18 protein-coding genes are annotated in these 19,705 nt (G+C 71.5%); 8 read left to right on the forward strand and 10 right to left on the reverse strand.

Features of this window, described 5'->3' with window-relative positions:
* The first annotated feature begins 242 nt into the window (after nucleotides 1-242).
* The 5 genes from egtA (at nucleotide 243) to O1Q96_RS30585 (ending at nucleotide 4,987) form a co-directional block, all read left to right on the forward strand.
* Nucleotides 243-1,559, forward strand: a complete 1,317-nt coding sequence (gene egtA / locus O1Q96_RS30565; RefSeq protein WP_269251234.1) for an ergothioneine biosynthesis glutamate--cysteine ligase EgtA — start codon at nucleotides 243-245, stop codon at nucleotides 1,557-1,559.
* Nucleotides 1,556-2,896: an ergothioneine biosynthesis protein EgtB gene (egtB, locus tag O1Q96_RS30570; RefSeq protein WP_269251235.1), complete on the forward strand. Its 1,341-nt coding sequence runs from the start codon at nucleotides 1,556-1,558 to the stop codon at nucleotides 2,894-2,896. Before egtA ends, egtB begins: the two co-directional genes overlap by 4 nt.
* Nucleotides 2,896-3,687, forward strand: a complete 792-nt coding sequence (gene egtC, locus O1Q96_RS30575) for an ergothioneine biosynthesis protein EgtC (protein ID WP_269251236.1) — start codon at nucleotides 2,896-2,898, stop codon at nucleotides 3,685-3,687. Before egtB ends, egtC begins: the two co-directional genes overlap by 1 nt.
* Nucleotides 3,684-4,646 carry an L-histidine N(alpha)-methyltransferase gene (gene egtD, locus O1Q96_RS30580; RefSeq protein ID WP_269251237.1) on the forward strand — a complete coding sequence of 321 codons (963 nt, stop codon included), beginning with the start codon at nucleotides 3,684-3,686 and terminating at the stop codon, nucleotides 4,644-4,646. Before egtC ends, egtD begins: the two co-directional genes overlap by 4 nt.
* Nucleotides 4,647-4,771: 125 nt before the next feature.
* On the forward strand, nucleotides 4,772-4,987 hold the full coding sequence (locus tag O1Q96_RS30585) for a dodecin (protein WP_217453314.1): 216 nt from the start codon (nucleotides 4,772-4,774) through the stop codon (nucleotides 4,985-4,987).
* A 90-nt stretch (nucleotides 4,988-5,077) separates the two neighbouring features.
* On the opposite strand, the gene O1Q96_RS30590 is transcribed toward O1Q96_RS30585, so the two are convergent.
* Both O1Q96_RS30590 and O1Q96_RS30595 read right to left on the reverse strand, forming a co-directional pair.
* Nucleotides 5,078-5,566, reverse strand: a complete 489-nt coding sequence (locus O1Q96_RS30590) for a phosphatase domain-containing protein (protein WP_269251238.1) — start codon at nucleotides 5,564-5,566, stop codon at nucleotides 5,078-5,080.
* 65 nt (nucleotides 5,567-5,631) lie between these two features.
* Entirely contained in the window at nucleotides 5,632-6,597 is a 966-nt protein-coding gene (locus O1Q96_RS30595; RefSeq protein ID WP_269251239.1) for a TerC family protein, read from the reverse strand.
* 166 nt (nucleotides 6,598-6,763) lie between these two features.
* Here O1Q96_RS30595 and O1Q96_RS30600 point away from each other — a divergent pair, with 166 nt between their 5' ends.
* Nucleotides 6,764-7,810 carry an LLM class flavin-dependent oxidoreductase gene (locus O1Q96_RS30600; RefSeq protein WP_269251240.1) on the forward strand — a complete coding sequence of 349 codons (1,047 nt, stop codon included), beginning with the start codon at nucleotides 6,764-6,766 and terminating at the stop codon, nucleotides 7,808-7,810.
* Here O1Q96_RS30600 and O1Q96_RS30605 read toward each other — a convergent pair.
* A complete protein-coding gene (locus tag O1Q96_RS30605) occupies nucleotides 7,807-8,292 on the reverse strand; it encodes a peptidase inhibitor family I36 protein (RefSeq protein WP_269251241.1) in 486 nt (161 codons plus the stop codon). The genes O1Q96_RS30600 and O1Q96_RS30605 overlap by 4 nt on opposite strands.
* 283 nt (nucleotides 8,293-8,575) lie before the next feature.
* On the opposite strand from O1Q96_RS30605, the gene O1Q96_RS30610 reads away from it, so the two are divergent.
* Nucleotides 8,576-9,613, forward strand: coding sequence for a peptidoglycan-binding domain-containing protein (locus tag O1Q96_RS30610; RefSeq protein WP_269251242.1), 1,038 nt, complete (start codon nucleotides 8,576-8,578; stop codon nucleotides 9,611-9,613).
* A gap of 155 nt (nucleotides 9,614-9,768) precedes the next feature.
* On the opposite strand, the gene O1Q96_RS30615 is transcribed toward O1Q96_RS30610, so the two are convergent.
* The 5 genes from O1Q96_RS30615 to O1Q96_RS30635 form a co-directional block, all read right to left on the reverse strand.
* Nucleotides 9,769-10,767: a lysophospholipid acyltransferase family protein gene (locus tag O1Q96_RS30615; RefSeq protein ID WP_269251243.1), complete on the reverse strand. Its 999-nt coding sequence runs from the start codon at nucleotides 10,765-10,767 to the stop codon at nucleotides 9,769-9,771.
* On the reverse strand, nucleotides 10,767-11,537 hold the full coding sequence (locus tag O1Q96_RS30620; protein ID WP_269251244.1) for a GNAT family N-acetyltransferase: 771 nt from the start codon (nucleotides 11,535-11,537) through the stop codon (nucleotides 10,767-10,769). The genes O1Q96_RS30615 and O1Q96_RS30620 overlap by 1 nt, the downstream gene beginning before the upstream one ends.
* A 389-nt stretch (nucleotides 11,538-11,926) precedes the next feature.
* Nucleotides 11,927-12,676: a succinate dehydrogenase/fumarate reductase iron-sulfur subunit gene (locus O1Q96_RS30625; RefSeq protein WP_269251245.1), complete on the reverse strand. Its 750-nt coding sequence runs from the start codon at nucleotides 12,674-12,676 to the stop codon at nucleotides 11,927-11,929.
* The gene (locus tag O1Q96_RS30630; RefSeq protein WP_269251246.1) at nucleotides 12,673-14,625 is read right to left on the reverse strand and encodes a fumarate reductase/succinate dehydrogenase flavoprotein subunit; all 1,953 of its coding nucleotides are present in this window, start codon (nucleotides 14,623-14,625) and stop codon (nucleotides 12,673-12,675) included. Before O1Q96_RS30630 ends, O1Q96_RS30625 begins: the two co-directional genes overlap by 4 nt.
* A gap of 1 nt (nucleotide 14,626) precedes the next feature.
* Complete coding sequence (locus O1Q96_RS30635; protein WP_269253782.1) at nucleotides 14,627-15,298, reverse strand: succinate dehydrogenase; 672 nt, start codon at nucleotides 15,296-15,298, stop codon at nucleotides 14,627-14,629.
* Between the two features lie 130 nt (nucleotides 15,299-15,428).
* Between O1Q96_RS30635 and O1Q96_RS30640 the strand changes: the two genes are divergently transcribed.
* A complete protein-coding gene (locus O1Q96_RS30640) occupies nucleotides 15,429-16,313 on the forward strand; it encodes a LysR family transcriptional regulator (RefSeq protein WP_217452679.1) in 885 nt (294 codons plus the stop codon).
* Between the two features lie 120 nt (nucleotides 16,314-16,433).
* Here the strand turns inward: O1Q96_RS30640 and O1Q96_RS30645 are convergent, their stop codons facing one another.
* Together O1Q96_RS30645 and O1Q96_RS30650 are read right to left on the reverse strand one after the other, a co-directional pair.
* A complete protein-coding gene (locus O1Q96_RS30645; RefSeq protein WP_269251247.1) occupies nucleotides 16,434-18,569 on the reverse strand; it encodes a putative bifunctional diguanylate cyclase/phosphodiesterase in 2,136 nt (711 codons plus the stop codon).
* The gene (locus O1Q96_RS30650; protein ID WP_269251248.1) at nucleotides 18,566-19,378 is read right to left on the reverse strand and encodes an SAM-dependent methyltransferase; all 813 of its coding nucleotides are present in this window, start codon (nucleotides 19,376-19,378) and stop codon (nucleotides 18,566-18,568) included. The genes O1Q96_RS30645 and O1Q96_RS30650 overlap by 4 nt, the downstream gene beginning before the upstream one ends.
* Between the last annotated feature and the right edge of the window lie 327 nt (nucleotides 19,379-19,705).

Below are 19,705 nucleotides of genomic sequence, written 5' to 3' on the forward strand. Positions count from 1 at the left end.
GCGCCATGACCGCGTCCCTCGCGGTCTCCCCCGACGCCCCCGTGGCGTCCCCCGTCGTGCTCATGAACGCATGGTGAGCGATCCTGGTACTGCGCCGCAACAGGATTTCCCGACCCCAAAAGCGACGATACGCACCCTTGTGCGAACCGGCGTAAGTGGTCTTGGGTGGGACGAGCGACTGTCGGCCCGGCCCAACCGATGCCGGGCCGACGGCATGGATGGAGTCTCAGGAGGATCCCGACATGTCAGATTCGGTGAGTGACTGTTCGGAGCGCCGCTCCGCCGTCACCGAGGCCGAAGTGGAGGCGCTGGTCCGCGGTATCTGCTTCAAGACCGGACCGCCCCGCCGCCTCGGTGTGGAACTCGAATGGCTTGTCCACGAGCCGCGGTCCCCGCGGCTCCCCGTACCACCGGAACGTCTCGAAGCGGCCTACGCCGCACTGCGGGCCCTGCCCCTGCGTTCGGCGCTCACCGTCGAACCGGGCGGCCAGCTGGAGCTCAGCTCCGCGCCCGCCGACTCCCTGATGGAGTGCATCGGGTCCGTCTCCGCGGACCTCGATGGCGTGCGCGCGGTACTGCGGGACCGGGGTCTCGCTCTCCGCGGACTGGGCCAGGAACCCTGGAACGAACCCACCCGGTTCCTCCATGAGCCGCGCTACGACGCCATGGAGACCTGCCTCGACCGTACGGGCCCCGAGGGCCGCGCCATGATGTGCTCCTCGGCCTCCGTCCAGGTCTGCCTGGACGCCGGGTACGAGGAGCCCGGCCCGCTCGGCCACGGGCGGCGCTGGCTGCTGGCTCACCGGCTGGGCGCGGTCCTGGTGGGCGCGTTCGCCAATTCCCCGATGGCCGGGGGCCGGCTCACGGGCTGGCGTTCCACCCGGCAGTCCCTGTGGGCCGCGATGGACCCGGGCCGTACGAGCGCCCCGTCCCTCGACGGTGACCCGCGGACGGCCTGGGCGCGGCACGTGCTGGACGCGCCGGTGATGTGCGTACGGGCACCCAGCGGGCCCTGGGAGGTACCGGAGGGGCTGACCTTCCGCGCGTGGACCCGGTCCGCAGCACCACCCGGCCGGGATGATCTCGACTACCACCAGACGACCCTGTTCCCGCCGGTGCGTCCGCGCGGCCACCTGGAGCTGCGCATGATCGACGCGCAGTCGGGCGACGACGGCTGGATCGTGCCTCTCGCCGTGACGGCGGCACTGTTCGACGACCCGGAGGCCGCCGAGACCGCCTACCGGACGGTGAAACCGCTCGCCGAACGGGCCGGCTCGGCGCCCGCCCCGTGCAACCCGCTGTGGACGGCCGCCGCCCGCTCGGGCCTGGCCGACCCCGAGCTGCGGGAGGCGGCCGTCACCTGTTTCGCGGCGGCCGCCGACGCCCTGCCCCGGATCGGCGCGAGCGACGGGGTGCGGAAGGCCGTCGCGGAGTTCACCGACCGCTATGTGGCCCGGGGCCGCTGCCCCGCCGACGACCTGATCGACCGCGCCGCCGGCACCGGCCGTCCGCTCCACGGCACGGAAGACCTGCTCCACGGGAAGGACATCCGCCCATGACCGACCCCGGCACCCCGCTCGACGACCCGGAGATGCTCAGGAAGCGTGCGCTGGCGGCGCTGACCACGGCCCGCGACCGTACCGCGCTCCTGACCTCCTGCGTGGAGGACCCGGAACTGACCGCACAGCACTCGCCGTTGATGTCCCCGCTGGTGTGGGACCTCGCGCACATCGGCAACCAGGAGGAGCTGTGGCTGCTGCGGACCGTCGCCGGCCGTGACGCGATGCGGCCCGAGATCGACGGCCTGTACGACGCGTTCGAGCACCCGCGCTCCGAGCGGCCGTCACTGCCGCTGCTGCCGCCCGCCGAGGCCCGCACGTACGCCGCCGAGGTACGCGAACGCGCGCTGGACATCCTGGAGAGCGCCGCGTTCCAGGGCCGGGGCGACCGCCTGACCGAGGCGGGTTTCGCCTTCGGCATGATCGCCCAGCACGAACAGCAGCACGACGAGACGATGCTGATCACCCATCAGCTCCGCAGGGGCCCGACAGCTCTGACGGCTCCGGACCCGATGCCCGCCCCGGCGTACTGGGGGCCGGCCGAAGTACTCGTTCCCGGCGGCCTGTTCACGATGGGCACCTCCACCGAGCCGTGGGCGCTGGACAACGAACGGCCCGCGCACCAGCGCCTGGTGCCGCCGTTCCTCATCGACACCACCCCGGTGACGAACGAGGCGTACCAGGCGTTCATCGCGGACGGCGGCTACGGCGACCCGCGCTGGTGGACGGCCGACGGCTGGGCCCACATCCGGGCGCACTCCATCGAGGCACCGCTGTTCTGGCGCCGCGAGGGCGGCGACTGGCTGCGGCGGCGCTTCGGCGTCACCGAGCTCGTGCCGCCGAACGAGCCGGTACTGCACGTCAGTTGGTACGAGGCCGACGCGTACGCGCGCTGGGCGGGGCGGCGGCTGCCCACCGAGGCCGAGTGGGAGAAGGCGGCCCGCCACGACCCGGAGACCGGCCGCTCCACCCGCTACCCGTGGGGCGACGCCGACCCCACCCCCGAGCACGCCAACCTCGGTCAGCGTCACTTGCGTCCGGCACCGGCCGGCAGCTACCCGGAGGGCCAGTCGCCCCTCGGCGTACGGCAGTTGATCGGTGACGTCTGGGAGTGGACGTCCAGCGACCTGCTCCCCTACCCGGGCTTCTCGGCCTTCCCCTACAGGGAGTACTCGGAGGTGTTCTTCGGGTCGGAGCACAAGGTGCTGCGCGGCGGCTCGTTCGCGGTGGACCCGGTGGCCTGCCGGGGCACGTTCCGCAACTGGGACTATACGGTCCGGCGGCAGATCTTCTCCGGGTTCCGTACCGCTCGGGACGTCGGCCCGGAGGCCGGCTGATGTGCCGTCATCTCGCGTATCTGGGACCCGCGGAGCCGCTCGGCCGGCTCCTCGTGGAACCGGCGCACAGCCTGTACCGCCAGTCGTGGGCACCCCGGCGCCAGCGGTACGGGACCGTCAACGCCGATGGTTTCGGAGTGGGCTGGTACGCCGAGGGGGACCCGGTACCCGGGCGGTACCGGCGTACCGGACCGGTCTGGGGCGACCGGTCCTTCGCCGACCTGACGCGGGTGGTGCGCTCGGGCGCGCTGCTCGCCGCGGTGCGCGACGCGACCCTGGCGGGTGCGGACGGTGAGGCCGCGGCGGCGCCGTTCGCCGCGGACACCTGGCTGTTCAGCCACAACGGCGCGATCGCCGGCTGGCCGTTCTCCCTGGCCCCGCTCGCCCGGACGCTGCCGGCCGCGGACCTGCTGTCGATGGAGGCGCGCTGCGACTCGGCGCTCGTCTGGGCACTGGTCCTCAACCGGCTGCGCGGCGGGGACGAGGAGGGCCAGGCCCTCGCCGACACGGTCCTCGACGTCGCGGCGGCGGCCCCCGGCTCGCGCCTCAACCTCCTGCTCACCAACGGCGAGGTGATCGCCGCCACCGCCTGGGGCGACACGCTCTGGTACCTGACCGAACCCGGCCGGCGCACCGTCGTCGCGTCCGAGCCGTACGACGACGATCCGCACTGGCAGGAGGTGCCGGACCGCACCCTGCTGGCCGCGAGCCGCACGGACGTCCTGCTCACCCCCCTGAAGGACATCGACGAACACCTGGCATCCGCATCAAGCAAGGAGCCCCGTACGTGAGTCCGTTCCTGGTCACCCGCACCCTGCCCGAGGACGCCACCGAGGCCGCCCTGCGCGCCGACGTCCTGCACGGTCTGACCCGCACGCCGAAGACACTCCCGCCCAAGTGGTTCTACGACGCGCACGGCAGCGAGCTCTTCGAGAAGATCACCGCGCTGCCCGAGTACTACCCCACGCGTGCCGAGCGCGAGATCCTCGTCGCCCGGGCCCCCGAGATCGCGGCGGCGACCGGCGCCCGCACCCTGGTCGAGCTGGGTTCCGGCTCCTCCGACAAGACCAGGCACCTGCTCGACGCGCTGTCCGCGCTGCACACCTATGTTCCGGTGGACGTGAGCGAGAGCGCGCTCACCCAGGCCGGACAGGCGCTGGTCGCCGAGCGGCCTTCTCTCGACGTGCACGCGCTGATCGCCGACTTCACCGGCGGTCTCGCGCTGCCCGGTACGCCCGGGCCGAGGCTCGTCGCGTTCCTGGGCGGCACGATCGGCAATCTGCTGCCCGCCGAACGCGCCTCGTTCCTGGCGTCCGTACGTTCCCTGCTGTCGCCGGGGGACGCCCTGCTCCTCGGCACGGACCTCGTGAAGGACGAGTCGGTCCTCGTCGCGGCCTACGACGACGCGGCCGGGGTGACGGCAGCGTTCAACAAGAACGTGCTGACCGTCGTCAACCGCGAGCTCGGCGCGGACTTCGATCCCGACGAGTTCAGCCATGTCGCCGCCTGGAACACCGAGGAGGAGTGGATCGAGATGCGGCTGCGCGCCCGTTCGGCGCTGACCGTGAAGATCCCCGCGCTCGATCTCGCCGTCGAGTTCGCCGAGGGCGAGGAGATGCGGACCGAGGTGTCGGCGAAGTTCCGTGAGGAGGGCGTACGCGCGGAACTCGCCGCGACCGGACTCGAACTCACCCACTGGTGGACGGACACCGAGGGGAGGTTCGCGCTGTCGCTGAGCACGGCCCGGTGACACTCGCCGGACCGAGGCCCGTCCGGGTCCCGGTCCCCCGGGCCCACATCTCGCGGTCCCCCGCCTCGTGGGGCACCGTGGAACGACGCGTGGCACACAGGCCACGGCGGAGAGGAGCAACCCGTATGTCCGACCACACCTACCGCGTCACCGAGATCGTCGGGACCTCGCACGAGGGCATCGACCAGGCGATCCGCAACGGGATCACCCGGGCCTCGCAGACCCTGCGCAACCTCGACTGGTTCGAGGTCACACAGGTCCGCGGACAGATCGAGAACGGGCAGGTCCAGCACTACCAGGTCGGCCTGAAGGTCGGTTTCCGCCTGGAGGACGCGGACTGACGACCGCCTCGTCGAAACCCGCGGACAGACCGCTCCGGCGCCCGGGCCACGCAGGTCCGGGCGACCCACGCGTGCGGGAGGGACGGACCCTCAGGTCCGGCCCTCCCGTTCCTGTGCCGCCTCCAGCGCCGCCGACGCTGCGGCCCACCGTGCCCTGACGACGGTGAAACCGGCCCGTTCGGCGTCCTCGCACACCAGCTCGTCGTCGTCCACGAGCACCCTGATCTCGCGGTCCCGGGCCAGCCCGCGGAGGATCTCCAGCTTGGTGCGCCGGGCGGGCCTGCGGTCGTCGTTGCGGCGCATCCTGATGCGGCCCTCGGGCAGGCCCTGGGCGGCGAGCCAGGCCTCCGTGTCCCTGCGGCAGCGCTCGGGCCGCCCGGTGAGGTAGAGGACTTCGCACCGCTCGGCGTGCTCCAGGGCCAGCGCCACGCCCTCGGCCAGCGGCGGATCGTGCGGCGCCGCGGCGAAGAAGGCGTCCCAGTCCCGCGGCCTGCGCTCCAGGAACCGCTGCCGGTGCGCCGTGTCGGCGAGTGTGCCGTCGAGGTCGAAGACGGCGAGGGGCCTGTTGTCGTTCGTCACCCCGCCCACCCTAGGGCGCCGGTCACCACCGGGAAGGGCCAGGCCCGCCGCCGTCGCTCGACGCGCTACGACACGGGCTCGGTCCCCGCCTCCTGCTTCTTCGAGGCCCGCAGGCTGGTGAACGTCGTCACCGCGAGGACCAGGACGATGAAGCCGAGCGAGAACGGGATGCTGATCTCCGGGACGTGCACCCCGGACTCGTGCAGGGCGTGCAGCACCAGTTTGACGCCGATGAAACCGAGGATGATCGACAGCCCGTACGAGAGGTGGACGAGCCGCTTGAGCAGCCCGCCGATCAGGAAGTACAGCTGCCGCAGGCCCATCAGCGCGAAGGCGTTCGCGGTGAAGACGATGTACGGCTCCTCGGTGAGGCCGTAGATGGCGGGGATGGAGTCCAGGGCGAACAGGAGGTCCGTGGAGCCGATCGCCAGCATGACCACCATCATCGGGGTCATCACGCGCTTGCCGTTCTGCTCCACCCACAGCTTGGTCCCGTGGTAGCGGTCGGCCACTCCGAAGCGCCGCTCGACCGCCTTGAGCAGCTTGCTCTCCTCGTACTCCTCGTCGCCGTGGCCCTTGCGGGCGTCCTGGACGAGCTTCCACGCGGTCCAGATCAGGAACGCCCCGAAGAGGTAGAAGACCCAGGAGAACGTCGAGATGATCGCGGCGCCGGCGGCGATGAAGATCGTCCGCAGCACCAGAGCCACGATCACGCCGACCATCAGTACCCGCTGCTGGTACTGGGCCGGCACGGAGAACTTCGCCATGATCAGGACGAACACGAAGAGGTTGTCGACGCTGAGCGACTTCTCCGTGATGTACCCGGCGAAGAACTCGCCCGAGGGACCCCCGCCGTAGACCACCAGCAGGCCGACGCCGAACGCCACGGCCAGGGCGACCCACACCGCGCTCCAGATGCCGGCCTCCTTCAGGGAGACCTCATGGGGTTTGCGGCCGATGAAGAAATCCACGGCGATGAGCGCGCACAGTGCTGCGATGGACAGCGCCCACACGCCAAAGGAGACGTTCACTTTTCCTCCGGGGGCTGATGTTGCGGGTGACAGCGTCGCCAGTCGTGAAGAACAGAACCACCCCGGCAAGGTGAACAAAGGACAACGTGCGGGCATACACGTGGCAGCGGAACCTTCTCGCCCACCTGGACGGGAATCCTGGAGCGCCCGCGGTGTTGAATCCCACGTGAGCTCAGTGATCGCGTCGACCCGATTCTCCGTCCTCGACCGCTCCCGCACCCGCGAGGGGCACGCGGCCCCCGAGGCGCTGCGGGACACCGTGCGGCTGGCCCAGGAGCTGGAGCGGCTCGGCTACCACCGGGTCTGGGTCTCGGAGCACCACGGGGTGCCGGGTGTCGCCGGTTCCGCGCCGACCGTGCTGGCCGCCGCGGTCGCCGCCGCGACCCGCACGATCCGGGTGGGCACGGGCGGGGTGATGCTGCCCAACCACCAGCCCCTGGTGGTGGCCGAGCAGTTCGGTGTCCTGGAGTCCCTGTTCCCCGGGCGCGTCGACATGGGCCTGGGCCGTTCCGTCGGGTTCACGGACGGTGTCCGCAGGGCGCTGGGCCGGGAGAAGGACGTCGCCGACGACTTCGCGGCGCAGCTGGACGAGCTGCTCGGCTGGTTCCGGGGCACGTCCTCGACCGGCGCGCACGCGCGCCCCGCCGAGGGCCTGACCGTGCCGCCGTTCGTGCTGGCCATGGGCGAGGGCGCCACGATCGCCGCCCGGGCCGGCCTGCCGATGGTGATCGGCGACCTCAGGAACCGCGAGAAGATGCGGCGCGGTGTCGACCACTACCGCGAGACGTTCCGGCCCTCGTCCTGGGCGGCGGAACCGTACGTCGTCGTCTCGGGGACGGTCGCGGTCGCGGCGAGCCCCGAGGAGGCCCGCCGGCTGCTGCTCCCCGAGGCCTGGTCGATGGCGTACTCGCGCACGCACGGTACGTTCCCGCCGCTGCCGCCGGCCGAGCGCGTCGAGGCACTGACGATGACGGAGAAGGAGCGAGGCTTCTACGAGTCGGGCCTCTCGGGCCACATCGCCGGCACCGAGGACCAGGTCGCCCACGAACTGGAGACGGTGATCAAGGAGACCGGCGCCGACGAGGTCCTGGTCACGACCAGTACGTACGACCGGGACGCGCTGCTGGACTCGTACCGGAGACTGGCACGGGTCGCGGGACTCGGGCCCGTCCGGCACCCGAAGGTGCCGGACGGGCCCGAGGACAGGTCCTAGTTGGCGCAGCCGCTGGCGTTGTGCCGGCAGAGGGAGCCGATGGTGTAGGTGCCGGCGAGGTTGCCCTGGCCTCCGGAGAGGGTGCTGCCGATCCGGTCCTGGTAGTTGAACGCCCGGTAGTAGTGGTAGCGGTAGTTCGTCCGGTTGTAGACGGACTTGGTGACCACCCCGTTGTTCATCCAGGAACACGCCTCCCGCGCACGCGGGTTCAGGGCGGAGCTCCACTGACACCTCGACCCCGTGCCGTTCGTCCCGGACCAGAAGCAGATCCAGCCGCTGCCGCAGTCGGAGTACGCCTTGGTTCCGACGTCGCCCGGTGCGCTGTCGAAACCCATGGCCTGGCCCGCACCCAGGGACTGCGCGGCGACGTCGGCGGGCGTGGGAGCCGGTGCCTCCTGAGCCTGCGCTGTCGGAGTGAGCGCCAGGGTGGCCCCCATCAGACCGGTCGTCATGAGGACGGCGAGTTTGGTGCGAATGTTCACGACTGTTCCTTTCGCGGGACGGAATCCGTGAGAAGGGCGAACGCGTACGGCCCCTCCGGTCCGGGCCGGGACGGTGGCGGACCGGTGCGGCTGGCACGGAGCCTGGTGCAGGCGGCCACCGCAGGGGAATCGGTATCGGCTGTCCCGGACAGGTGCGGGGCGTCCGTGCTGGCCGGAGCCGTGGCCGGACTCCTCCCGGACAGGCACCGGACGGGAATCCGCCTCGGCAACACGGCTGAAACGGGAGTTGAAGGGGCGGACGAACCCGGCCAGGATGCTCGCCATGGGGGACGAGAAGGGCCCGTCACCGTCCGAGCCTCGAGACTCCGCCGAGTTCGTCGCGCATCTACGGCTCCTCAAACAACAGTCGGGACTGACCTACCGGCAGTTGGAGAAGCGTGCGGCGGAGTGCGGGAAGGCACTTGCGCGCAGCACGCTGGCGGATGTCCTGCGCCGGGACACTCTGCCGCGCCCGGAGCTGCTCGCCGCCTTCGTGCATGCCTGTGGGGAGGGCCGGCACACACGGGCGTGGCTCGAACGGCGGGACAGCATCGCCGCTTCGGAGCGGTGCCGGGTCACCGTGCCCCTGCGGGAGGAGCCCGCTCCGGCCGAGCCGCCCACGGAGCCGACGGCGGTGCGCGCGCGCCGGCTCCGACCGCACGTCCTGCGCGGTCACGTATCCGTCATGACCGTCTCGGCGGCCGCCGTGCTCGTCCTCGCCATCGCCATGGGTGTCTGGGTCCTCGCGCCGGGCGGCGTGGCGGACGGGGCGGCTTCCGGCGACTGCCCGGACGCCCTGGCTCCGGGCGAGTACGGGCCCTGCGTCCGGCAGGTGCAGCTGCATCTGCGCCAGCACGCGCTCGACCTCCCGGTGGACGCGTCCTTCGGCCCGCTGACGCGGGCGCGCGTGGCGGCCTTCCAGGGCATGTCCCGGCTCCCGGTGACCGGCGTGGTGGACCGTGCCACCAGGGACGCGTTGGACCACCGGGGTTCCACGGCTCTGGCCCAGGCCCGCCGCTGGTCGTCCGCCCGGGTGGAACGGCGGCTGCGCGTCGCCTTCCCCGAGGATCCCGGGGCTGCCGTCACGCTGGCCCGCTGCCTGTCGAACCTGGACCCGCTGTGGGCCTGGGACGGCGGCTCGGCCGACCGCTCGGCGTGGCGTTGGGGGCTGTTCCAGCTCACGGACCAGGACATCAAGGGGCTGGGCGGCACGACGAGGAACGCCCTGGATCCCGAGTGGAACATCCGGGCCGGACGCGCCATCTGGGAACGCGAGCGGGGCTTCGTCCGCTGGACCTGCCACCCCGCCAGGGCCGGATGAAGCGCGCGGCGCCGGCCGAGCGGACGAGCAGCCGGACGACCGCCTCCCGGGTCCCCGCCCCGGTACGCCGGCCACGGTGACGACGGCCGCCCAGGCGGGGTCGTACGCTTCGGGGTACGTTCGAGGACCGGCACCCGCCCTTTGGTGACGATTCGTCAGCGATGCCCGCGGGATGGCGAGTTGGCGCTCACTCGATGAGCGGCGGCCTTCTCGGCGGCGAGGGCGAGCGCGCGCCGGTCGGGTGCGCCGCCCGGCGGGAGCACCGGCTGGACGCACACGTCGGCCACGAGCCCACGGACCGACACGACCCGCCACACCGAGGCGAGCAGCGAATCGTCTCCCACGAACGCGGGTGCGGTGGTCACCGTGCCCTCCTCGCGCCGGTAGTGGAGCCGCACCGGCTGGACGGGCACGCCCGCGTCCAGGGCGGCCTGGAACACCGCCCTGCGGAAGGGCCCCCGGGCCCGGCCGCACCACGTGCTTCCCTCCGGGAAGACCGCGACCGCGGCGCCCTCACGCAGGATGTCCGCGATCCGTTCGACGGTGCCCGGCAGCGCGCGCAGACGGTCGCGCTCGATGAACAGCGCGCCGCTGCTCGCGGTGAGCGCCCCGGCGACGGGCCACTGCCTGATCTCCGCCTTGGCCAGCATCCGGCCGGGACGGACGGCGGCGAGCAGCGGGATGTCCAGCCAGGAGATGTGGTTGGCCACCAGAAGCAGGCCACCGGTCGGCGGGGCCGCCCCGGTGGTCCGTACGCGTACGCCCGTGGCGCGCACGATCGTCCGGCACCACTTTCTGACGAGCCGGTCGCGCGGGGCGTCGGGGATCCGTCCCACGAGCGGGATGAGCATGATCCCGGCGACGACCACGACGAGCAGCGAGACCAGCCGGAGCACGGCACGCGGTACGTCCGTGACCGCCCGCCCGGACTCCACACAGGTCCGGGGAGTGCAGGGCGCGCCGGGCAGCCAGGCGCTCGCCGCGGCGGCGGCCGGGGGCGCCCCGGCCGGGCGGGAGAGGACCGGCACGCCGCCGTGGCGCGGGCGTGGCACCGTCCCGGCGTCCAGGAGCGCCGCGGCGCCCGCGCCCGGGCCGGCGAAGCCCGCCGTGGCTCGGCGGGGGCGCGGGGGCGCACCGATGTGGGGCGCGCTCATCACGCGGGCACGAGGGAGAGGAAGTGCCGCAGATAGCGCGGGTCGACCCGTCGCATCGACAGCAGCACGTACAGATCGGCGACCCCGAAGTCCGGGTCGTGGGCGGGTTCCGCGCAGACCCAGGCCCCGAGCCGCAGGTAGCCGCGCAGCAGCGGGGGGAGTTCGGTGCGAGCGGGGCGCGCGACGCCCTCGGCGTTCCAGGGCCGCAGCGGCCGTACGCGGTACTCGTCGGGTGCCAGGTACCGGCCCCGCACCCGGTCCCAGGTTCCCGCGGCGAGCGCGCCGCCGTCGGTGAGCGGGACCGAGCAGCAGCCCGCCAGCCACTCGTGGCCGCCGTCGGTCATGTAGCGGGCGATACCGGCCCAGATCAGTGCGATGACGGCGCCGTCGCGGTGGTCGGGGTGGACGCAGGAGCGTCCGACCTCGACGAGTCCGGAGCGGATCTTGGCGAGGGGTCCGAGGTCGAACTCGCTCTCCGAGTACAGCCGTCCGGCGACCGCGGCGCGTTCGGGCGGCAGCAGCCGGTAGGTTCCGACGACCTGGCCGGTCGTGGTGTCGCGCACGAGCAGGTGGTCGCAGTACGCGTCGAAGACGTCGGTGTCGAGGCCCGGCTGCGAGGTGGTCAGCAGGGCGCCCATCTCGCCGGCGAACACGTCGTGGCGCAGTCGCTGTGCGGCCCGGACGTCGGACTCGTCGCGGGCGAGGGTGACGGTGTAGCGGGCGGGTGCCGTCGACAGTGGGGGGCTGTCGAGCGTGGAAACGCCGGTCATGGCTCTCTCCTGGTCATGGGCCGGATGCGGCGGAGCGGCGCGGCGGGCCGTTGCGTACGGCCCGTGCGCTCCTGTTCTTCCGATGCCGGCTGACCGGCGAGTAACCCGTGGAGAGAGGCCGGGTGTGAGCTTGCTGAATGCCAGGGGGTGCTTGGCGGGACCGGGGTTGAGCACCACATCGGTCCCGCCCGTCCGCACCCTCGGCGAACGTTCGGTGGGGCGCCCCGGCAGGGGCGCGGATCGGACGGCGGCTCGCACGGCCCCGTCAGGGGCGCGGATTCGACGGCGCCCCGTGCGGCCCCGTCAGGGGCGCGGGGAACTGCGCGACCAGCCCTCACGCACCCGCAGTCGAACAACAGCAGTCGATCAACGGCCGGCCCAGCGGAGCGCTACCGCTTGGCCGACCTGCGCGTGGCCCGCAGCCACTCCTTGTTCATCCCCGTGATGGAGACCAGCGGAATCCCCTTCGGGCACACGGTGGCGCACTCCCCCGCGAGCGTGCACCCCCCGAACCCCTCCTCGTCCATCTGCGCCACCATGTCGAGCACCCGCGTCTCCCGCTCGGGCGCCCCCTGCGGCAGGACGTTGAGGTGGTTCACCTTGGCCGAGGTGAACAGCATGGCGGCGCCGTTCGGGCAGGCCGCCACGCATGCCCCGCACCCGATGCACTCCGCGTGCTCGAACGCGAAGTCCGCGTCCGGCTTGGGCACCGGCGTGGCGTGCGCCTCCGGCGCGGCCCCCGTCGGCACGGTCACGTACCCGCCGGCCTGGATGATCCGGTCGAAGGCGGACCGGTCGACGACCAGGTCCTTCACCACCGGGAAGGCGGAGGCGCGCCACGGCTCGACGTCGATCGTGTCGCCGTCCTCGAAGGACCGCATGTGCAGTTGGCAGGAGGTCGTGCGCTCGGGCCCGTGCGCGTCGCCGTTGATGACGAGCGAGCAGGCTCCGCAGATGCCCTCGCGGCAGTCGTGGTCGAAGGCGACGGGGTCGTCGCCCCTGAGGATGAGCTCCTCGTTGAGGGTGTCCAGCATCTCCAGGAAGGACATGTCGGCCGAGATGCCGTCGACCTCGTACGTGGACATCGCTCCGTCTGCGTCGGCGTTCCGCTGCCGCCAGACGCGCAGGGTGAGCTTCATGCGTAGCTCCGCTGGGTGGGGTGGACGTACTCGAAGACGAGGTCTTCCTTGTGCAGGACGGGCGCTTCACCGGTCTCGGTGAACTCCCAGGCGGCCGCGTAGGAGAACTCCTCGTCGCGGCGGGCCGCCTCGCCGTCCGGGGTCTGGGACTCCTCGCGGAAGTGGCCGCCGCAGGACTCCTCACGGTGCAGCGCGTCGAGGCACATGAGCTCGGCGAGCTCCAGGTAGTCGACGACGCGGTTGGCCTTCTCCAGCGACTGGTTGAACTCCTCGCCTGTGCCCGGGACCTTGATGCGCCGCCAGAACTCCTCGCGGATCTGCGGGATGCGCTCCAGGGCCTTGCGCAGACCCGTCTCGGTACGCGCCATGCCGCAGAACTCCCACATCAGCTCGCCCAGTTCGCGGTGGAAGGAGTCGGGGGTGCGGTCTCCGTCCACGGCGAGCAGGAGCCGCAGCCGGTCTTCGGTGTCGGCCAGCACCTCCTGGACGACGGGGTGTTCGTCGGTCACGTTCTCGTGGTGAGGGTGACGGGCGAGGTAGTCGTTGATGGTCGACGGCAGGACGAAGTAGCCGTCGGCGAGGCCCTGCATCAGCGCGGAGGCGCCGAGCCGGTTCGCCCCGTGGTCGGAGAAGTTGGCCTCGCCGATCGCGAACAGGCCGGGGACGGTGGTCTGGAGGTCGTAGTCGACCCACAGGCCGCCCATCGTGTAGTGCACGGCGGGGTAGATCCGCATCGGCACGGTGTACGGGTCCTCGGCGGTGATCCGCGCGTACATGTCGAAGAGGTTGCCGTACTTCTCCTCGACGGCCCCCCGGCCCATGCGTGCGATGGCGTCGGCGAAGTCCAGGTAGACGCCCTGCCCTCCGGGGCCCACCCCGCGGCCCTCGTCGCAGACGTTCTTGGCGGCCCGGGAGGCGATGTCGCGGGGGACGAGGTTGCCGAAGGCCGGGTAGACGCGCTCCAGGTAGTAGTCGCGCTCGTCCTCGGGGATCTCGTTCGCCGGGCGGTCGTCACCCTTCGCCTTCGGCACCCAGATCCGGCCGTCGTTGCGCAGCGACTCGCTCATCAGCGTCAGCTTGGACTGGTGCTCACCGGTGCGCGGGATGCAGGTGGGGTGGATCTGCGTGAAGCAGGGGTTGGCGAAGTACGCGCCGCGCCGGTGGGCCCGCCAGACGGCGGTGGCGTTGGAGTTCATGGCATTGGTCGACAGGTAGAAGACGTTGCCGTAACCGCCGCTCGCCAGGACGACGGCGTCCGCGTAGTACGTGTCGATCTTCCCGGTGATCAGATCGCGGGCCACGATCCCCCGGGCCCGCCCGTCGACCACGATCAGGTCGAGCATCTCGGTGCGGGCATGCATCTCGATGTTCCCTGCGGCGATCTGGCGGGACAACGCCTGGTAGGCGCCGAGCAGCAGTTGCTGGCCGGTCTGGCCGCGGGCGTAGAAGGTCCGGGAGACCTGGACGCCGCCGAAGGAACGGGTGTCGAGGAGGCCGCCGTACTCGCGGGCGAAGGGCACGCCCTGGGCGACGCACTGGTCGATGATCTCCACCGAGATCTGTGCGAGCCGGTGGACGTTGGACTCCCGCGCCCTGAAGTCGCCTCCCTTGACGGTGTCGTAGAACAGGCGGTGGACCGAGTCGCCGTCGTTGCGGTAGTTCTTCGCGGCGTTGATGCCGCCCTGTGCGGCGATCGAGTGGGCGCGGCGCGGGGAGTCCTGATAGCAGAACTGCACGACGTGGTAGCCCTGTTCGGCGAGCGTGGCGCCGGCGGAGCCGCCCGCGAGTCCCGTACCGACGACGATGACGGTGTGCTTGCGGCGGTTGGCGGGGTTGACCAGCCTGGCCTCGAAGCGGCGGGTGTCCCAGCGCTCGTTGACCGGCCCTTTCGGGGCCTTGGTGTCGACGACCGGCTCTTTGGTCGTGTACTCGGCGAAATCAGCGGTCATGTCAGCTCACCACTTTGGTCATCACGCCCACGGGTACGGCGATGAAACCCACCGTCAGCACCAGTGCGAGCACGTTGGCGATGGTCTTGAAGGCGCGGTCGCGGGTGCGGCTGCCCACGCCGAGGGTCTGTGCGGCGCTCCAGAAGCCGTGCCGCACGTGCAGGCCGAGCGCGAGCATCGCGACGAGGTAGATGACGTTGCCGTACCAGGTGGAGAAGGTGTCGATCACGTTCTGGTAGGGGTGCCCGTGCTGGAAGCCGCCCGGGTGCACGGTGCCGGTCGTCAGGTCCAGGACGTGCCAGACGATGAACAGGCCGAGGATGATCCCGCCCCAGCGCATGGTGCGCGTCGCGTAGCTCGCCCGGGCCTTCTTGTGCACGTACCGGGTGGGGCGCGCCCTGATGTCGCGGCGGCTGAGCTGGTACGCGGAGACGGCGTGCGCGACGACGGCGGCGACGAGGACCACGCGGACGATCCACAGCGCCCACTCGTAGTGCAGGAAGGGCTCGCCGAGGGTGCGCAGCCAGTGCGCGTAGTGGTTGAACTCCCCCGAACCGAAGAAGATCTTGAGGTTGCCCAGCATGTGGACGACCAGGTACCCCAGCATGATCAGGCCGCTGACGGCCATCACGGTCTTCTTGCCGACGGACGAGTCCCACATGGTGCGCGTCATGGACGGTTTTCGGTCCGTCCGCGTTGCCAGAGCCATGAGACAGACGCTAGGGCCGACAGGGTCGATCGGTCCAAGACATGGATCAGCTCGTTTCCATAGGCAACCTCTATCATGGACGTACGATGGAGGAATGCAGTTCCAGCAGCTCCAGTACTTCGTGGCGGTCGCCGAGACCCGGCACTTCACCCGGGCCGCCGACCTGGTCCATGTGGCCCAGCCGTCGCTGTCCCAGCAGATCAAGGCGCTGGAGCGGGAGTTGGGGGCCGATCTCTTCCTCCGGGCGCGCGGGAACATCACGCTCACGGACGCCGGAGAGGCACTGCTGCCGCTGGCCCGTCGCATCCTGGCCGACGCCGACACGGCCCGGCACGAGGTGCAGGAGCTGGCTCAGCTGCGCAGCGGCCGGGTGCGCCTCGGCGCGACCCCGAGTCTGTGCACGGGGCTGCTGCCGGACGTGCTGCGCGCCTTCCACGACCGGTATCCGGGCATCAGGCTGCTGATCGAGGAGGGGGGCTCCCACGACCTCGTACGGGAGCTGGCCCGCGGAGCACTCGATCTGGCCCTCGTGGTCCTTCCCCTGCCCACGCCCTCGCCCGCGCTGACCACGGTGGAGGTGCTGCGGGAGGACCTGGTCGTGGTGTCGTCGCCGGACGCTCCCGCGCCGGGGCGCGGCCGCCGGACCGTCCGCATCCCCGATCTGGAGGGTGAGCGCCTCGTGATGTTCCGGCACGGCTACGACCTGCGTGAACTCACCGTCGCCGCGTGCCGTTCCGCCGGGTTCGAGCCGGATTTCGCGGTGGAGGGCGGGGAGATGGACGCGGTGCTGGGGTTCGTGCGGGCGGGGCTGGGGGTGGCCGTGGTGCCGCGGATGGTGGCGACGCGGTCGGGGCGGGGGTTGCGGGTGACGCCGCTGGCCCGGCCCGGACTTGCCCGGACCATCGCGTTGGCGCACCGCAGCGATGTGGCTCCGCCCCGGGCCGCCCGTGAGCTGCAGCGGATGCTGCTCGAGCGGTGAGCGCCGCTCCGCCGGGGCGCCGTTCGGTCCTGCGGGCACGCTGTGGCTGAGCGCGCGGTTCCTCGCGTCCCTGTCGGGGAGGGCAAGGCGCCGCCCCTCCCCGACAGGGCTCGAGGGCGATCAGCCCGTCGCGTCCACGAGTGCCAGGTCGTGGAGCCGGTCCGGCGGGCCGGGCCGGGCGTAGTACCAGCCCTGGGCGGTGTCACAGCCGAGGAGTCGCAGCTGCTCGGCCTGCGCCCCCGTCTCCACGCCCTCCACCGTGACCGCGAGGTCCAGGCTGTGGGCCAGGGAGACGATCCCCTCGACGATCTTGAGGTCGACGGGATCGGCGGGGAACTGCTGCATGCCCTGGGTGAAGGACCGGTCGAGCTTGAGGATGCTCACCGGGAGGCGGCGCAGGTTCGCGAGGTTCGAGTAACCCGTGCCGAAGTCGTCGAGCGCGATGTCGACGCCCATCTCGGCGAGCCGGCGCAGCGGCTTCAGGAGGTCGTCGTCCGCGCCGATCAGCGCCGACTCGGTGACCTCAAGGCAGAGCGAGTCCGGTTCGAGGCCGACACGCTCCAGGATGTCGACCGTGTCGGAGACCAGGCCGGGATGGGTCAGCTGGCACGGGGACAGGTTGACGTTGATGCGCAGCGGTCCGGCATCGGCGTGACGTTCCTGCCATTCGCGGGCCTGGCGGACCGACTGCTCAAGGACCCAGCGCCCCAGCGGGACGATCAGGCCGGTGTGCTCGGCGAGCGGGATGAACCGGTCGGGGCCGAGCACACCGTGCTGCGGGTGCAGCCAGCGGACCAGGGCCTCCGCGCCGCGCACGCTGCCGTCGCCGAGGTGGACGAGCGGCTGGTACTCGATGAAGAACTCGCCCCGGTCCAGCGCCGCGGGCAGCGCCGTGGTGAGCCCGTGCCGGGTGATGGCCCGGGCGTCGGCCTCGGGGTCCGCGAGCTCGTAACGGTTGCCGCCCGCCGACTTGGCCCGGTACATCGTGATGTCGGCGCTGCGCAGCACCTCCGCCGGGCCGCGCTCGCCCGCCGGACCCTCGACGATGCCGATGCTGCCGCGGACCGTCAGTTCCCGGCCGTCGATACGGACCGGGGTGATCAGGGCGTTCATGATGCGGTCGGCGAGCGCGTCGACCTCGCTCTCGGTGTCGGGCCCGGTGGTCAGGGCCACGAACTCGTCGCCGCCGAGCCGGGCCACCATCTCGCCGGGCGCGGTCGCGCAGGACTGCAGCCGGTCGGCGACCTCGACGAGCAGCCGGTCCCCCGCCGCGTGCCCGAGGCTGTCGTTGATGGTCTTGAAGCCGTCGAGGTCGAGGTAGCAGAGCCCGAAGCGCATGCCGCCGCCCGCGGAGAGGACCTTGTCGAGCCGCTCGAAGAACAGGGTGCGGTTGGGCAGTCCGGTGAGGGCGTCGTGCGTCGCCTCATACCGGAGCCGGAGGTTGAGCAGCCGGCGCTCGGTGGTGTCCTCCATGAGGGCGAGCTGGTACTGCGGCTCCCCGTCCGCGTCACGCAGCAGCGACACGGTGAGGTTGGTCCACAGGACCGTTCCGTCGGGCCGGTAGAAGGCCTTCTCGACGTGGTAGTGCTCGCGGTCGCCGCGCACCAGCTCCTCGTAGAGCCGCCAGACCTGGGGGGCGTCCTCGGGATGGGTCCAGTCGGTGACGTTGCGTCCGCGCACCGACTGCTCGGTGCCGCCGAACATGCGCAGCAGGGCGTTGTTCACCTGCAGGATGTTGCCGTCGAGGTCGGCGACGCCGATGCCTATGGCCGCGCCCTCGAAGACCGCCCGGAAGCGCGCCTCGGTCGCGTGCAGCGCGTCCGCGACGATGCCCTGGGCCTGCAGGGCGGCGCGCGCGATGGTCTCCTGCTCCGCCAGCGTCCGCTCCCGCAGCGCGTGCGCGAACCCGGCGGCCATGGCGTGCTGCAACCGCGCCGAGCGGGCGCGCAGGTCTTCCTGGAGGCCGTCCCCGCCGCAGTAGAGCACCAGATACGCGTCGACGCAGTCGAGCGTGGCGCTGAGGGCCTCGGGCTCGGTGCAGTGCGCCTCGATGAGCGCGGCGCCGACGGCCTGTCCCTCGGCCGCCTCGAACGTCCTGGCCCGCAGTGCCTCGCTCAGGCGCCGGGCGAGCGGCACGAGACGCTGCTCGAACTCCGGCCGGGTCAGGGACGTCGCGGTCACCGGGTACACGGCCCGGCTCCAGATCGTCGCGAACCTGCGCAGTCTGTCCTCCGGCCCGTCCGGCTCGGCGGTCACGCCCTGCGCCCCACGCCCGCGAAACCCGAGTAGGAATAGGGATCCTCGTCCTCGGACGCCGAGTCGGGCCGCCACGTCGGCATCGGCACCAGTCCGGGTTCCACCATGTCGTACCCCTCGAAGAACCGCGCGATGTCCTCGCGCGAGCGCATGATCAGCGGGCTGCGGATGTCCTTGTAGACGTCGACGGCGCCGCCGGCCCGCTCCGGTGGGAGCGGGATCCCCTCGTACGAGGCGTGCGTGACGACGAACAGACTGCCGGGCGCAAGCGCGTCCCTCAGCTCTGCCACCGCCCCGTACGGGTCGTCCTCGTCCTCCACGAAGTGAAGTATGGCAACGAGAAGGAGCGCCACTGGCTGATTCAGGTCTATCAGCCCCCGAAGCTGGGGACTTGCCAGGATCTCCTGGGGCTTGCGGAGGTCCGCGGTGATGACGTCCGCGTCCTCGTTGCCGTCCAGGACGGCCCTGCTGTGCTCCACGGCCACCGGATCGTGGTCGACGTAGACGACGCGTGCGCCGGGGCGGGCACTCTGGGCGACCTCGTGGACGTTGCCGTAGGTGGGTATCCCCGAGCCGATGTCCAGGAACTGGCTGATGCCCTCGTCGGCCGCGAAGCGCACGGCCCGGCGGAGGAACGCCCGGTTCGCCTGCATGATCTTGGGCAGCCCCGGCATGAACTCCATGGCCCTGCGCGCGGCTTCCCGGTCGACCTCGAAGTTGTGCGATCCGCCCAGGTAGTAGTCGTAGATGCGGCTCACGCTCGGCACCGAGATGTCGATGCCACGTGGGGCCCAGGCGGGACGCTCCATCTATCTCTCCAAGGCGTAGGCGATCCGGTGTTCGAGCTGAGGCTACTGATCGCCCGCCAATGGAGCGAGGGGAAACGGAAATTGACCGTCCGTTCCAGGTCACTGCCTCCGGCACGTGCCGAAACGGAATGCCTTGCGAAATCACACCGAAGCGTTCCAAAGAGATCGGTGAGAACTGCGCAGAGTCACGAAGAGTCGAGACGGGAGCCGTTCGGATGTGAAAAAGCCGCTTCGCCCCCTCCGTACGGTGCGGAGGGGGCGAAGCGGTGGTTGTGCGCACTTGTTCCGATGTTCCGGCACTCTGTTCTCCGAGTGCCGGAACATCGG

It is taken from the genome of Streptomyces aurantiacus (assembly GCF_027107535.1).
In the GTDB taxonomy this organism is placed as follows: Bacteria; Actinomycetota; Actinomycetes; order Streptomycetales; family Streptomycetaceae; genus Streptomyces.